Origin of the sequence: Longimicrobium sp., assembly GCF_036280135.1 — a bacterium.
Taxonomy (GTDB): domain Bacteria; phylum Gemmatimonadota; class Gemmatimonadetes; order Longimicrobiales; family Longimicrobiaceae; genus Longimicrobium.
In genome coordinates this window covers 1-2087 of record NZ_DASURI010000931.1, presented here as the reverse complement: position 1 = coordinate 2087, position 2087 = coordinate 1, and the positions used below count along the sequence as shown (strand labels likewise).

The 2087-nt window shown below is 69.3% G+C and carries 3 protein-coding genes; all 3 read left to right on the top strand.

All coding sequences use genetic code 11. The annotated features are described in order from the left end of the window. A partial coding sequence (locus VFZ20_RS29955) for an ATP-binding protein (RefSeq protein ID WP_329687640.1) occupies positions 1 to 399 on the top strand: 399 nt, incomplete at its 5' end. A 167-nt stretch (positions 400 to 566) separates the two neighbouring features. Next, entirely contained in the window at positions 567 to 1523 is a 957-nt protein-coding gene (locus tag VFZ20_RS29950; protein WP_329687639.1) for an IS481 family transposase, read from the top strand. Positions 1524 to 1526: 3 nt separating this feature from the next. After that, complete coding sequence (locus VFZ20_RS29945) at positions 1527 to 1979, top strand: NADH-quinone oxidoreductase subunit C (RefSeq protein WP_329687638.1); 453 nt, start codon at positions 1527 to 1529, stop codon at positions 1977 to 1979. The last annotated feature ends 108 nt before the right edge of the window (positions 1980 to 2087 follow it).

Below are 2087 nucleotides of genomic sequence, written 5' to 3'. Positions count from 1 at the left end.
CAGGCGATCGGCTTCGCCGTGATCCAGCAAGGCCACCGCGTCCTCTATCGCGAGGCGCATGCGCTCCTGGAGGAGCTGGTCGAGGCCCAGCTCGCCGGCACCCGCAAGGCCTACCTCGCCGCCGTCACGACCGTGCCGCTGCTCATCATCGACGACCTCGGCATGCGCAAGCTGCCGCACACCGCCGCCGAGGATCTCCTGGAGATCGTGATGCGCCGGTATGAGAGGGTCTCCACGCTGCTGACTTCGAATCGGCCCGTGGAGGACTGGGGGAAGCTCCTCGGCGATACCGCGGCCGTCACCGCGATGCTCGACCGCCTGCTCCACCACGCCCACGTCCTCACGTGCGGGCCGCGGAGCTGGCGGACCCGCCTGCACAGCGAGCGGAGCGCCTCCTGAGCGGTCGACGTCGGAATCACGCGGCGCGCTTTGGCGCAGGAAGGCGTCGATCTCGATCGGGGGGGTCTATCTCGCTAGCTGTGACGAAGCAAGAGGTTGTTCACCCAGGCCGACCTTGGGACAGTAATGGCTGCCAAGTCAAAACTGACCCGAGACAGGAGGCCTGGATGAACATTCACAAGAATGCCCGACTCAGCCCGTACCGTCGAGAAGAACTGGTGGCCCGCGTCGAGCAGGGGGAGGCGTTGGGGGCGGTGGCCCGGGCCCTGGGCGTCTCTCGGCAGACGGCCCGCAAGTGGGTGGCGCGCAAGCAAAGCGTGGGGATCCCGGACAGCCGGGCGTGGGCCCAGGACCGGTCGAGCCGCCCCGCGCACAGTCCCCGGGCGACGGAGGCGCGGATTCAGCTGGGGGCCCGGGTCCTGCGGCAGCAGCAGTGGACCTGTGCCCAGATCGGGGCGGCGGTGGGCCGGAGCCCGGCGACCATCGCGCGGATTCTGCGGCGCAGCGGCCAGTCGCGCCGCGGCCGGTTGACGCCGCCGCCGCTGGTGCAGCGTTACGAGCACCCACGGTGTGGGGATCTGCTGCATCTGGATACGAAGAAGCTGGGGCGGATCGCCGGGGTGGGGCACCGGATCACGGGCCAGCGGCAACAGCGCGCCCGGGGCATAGGGTGGGAGTATCTGCACATTGCCATCGACGACCACTCGCGCGTGGCCTACATGGAGCTGCTCGCTGACGAATGCGGGGAGACGATGAGCGGGTTTCTGCGGCGGGCGCTGCAGTGGTTTCGCGCCCGGAGGGTGCGGGTCCGCCGCGTGCTCACGGACAACGGCTCGGGGTATATCTCGCGCAGCTTTCGGGCGACGTGTCGCGCGCTGCGGGTGCGCCATCGGCGGACCCGGCCGTATACGCCCCGCACGAACGGCAAGGCGGAGCGCTTCATCCAGACCAGCCTGCGCGAATGGGCGTACGCCCGGCCGTACTACACCTCCGCCGACCGCGCCCATTGCCTGCCCGGGTGGCTCGAGCATTACAATACGGCCCGGCCGCATAGCAGCCTCGGCGGGCAACCACCCATGAGTCGGCTCCCCGGGGGTAACAACCTCATGCTCGTTCACAACTAGCGCGTGACCGCCCCCCAGGCCGTCGAGGTGATCCGGGAGCAGTGTGGCGTGGAGCCCACGTTGGAGGCGGGCGTGGTGACGGTGCGCGTCCCCGCCAGCCGCTGGCAGGCGGTGGCCCGTACGCTCAGGGACGAGGTGGGCTGCCGGTATTTCAACTGGTTGAGCGCGGTCGACTGGAAGGACAAGGGCCTGGAGGTCGTCTGTCGCCTGGAGGATCTCGAGCACGGGCTCGTGGTCATGCTGCGCTGTGAGCTGCCCCCGGGGCAGGCGCACTGCCCCACCCTGAGCGGACTGTTTCGCGGGGCCGACTGGATGGAGCGCGAGTGCTATGACCTGCTCGGGGTGACGTTCGACGGACACCCCGATCTCCGTCGCATCCTGCTCAGCGAGGACTGGGAAGGGCACCCGCTGCGCAAGGACTACGCCGTCGACATGCCCTTCACCCCGTACCGCTGACGCGGCCCCGCGCGCCAAAGGAGCCCACGCGATGATCTACGAGCTCAGGACGTACACGCTGGTTCCCGGATCCCAGGGGCAGTACCTCAAGCTCAACGCGGAGATCGG

Coding starts and splice junctions, on each gene's coding strand:
- VFZ20_RS29950 (WP_329687639.1), top strand. CDS start 567: ATGAACATTCACAAGAATGCCCGACTCAGCCCGTACCGTCGAGAAGAA.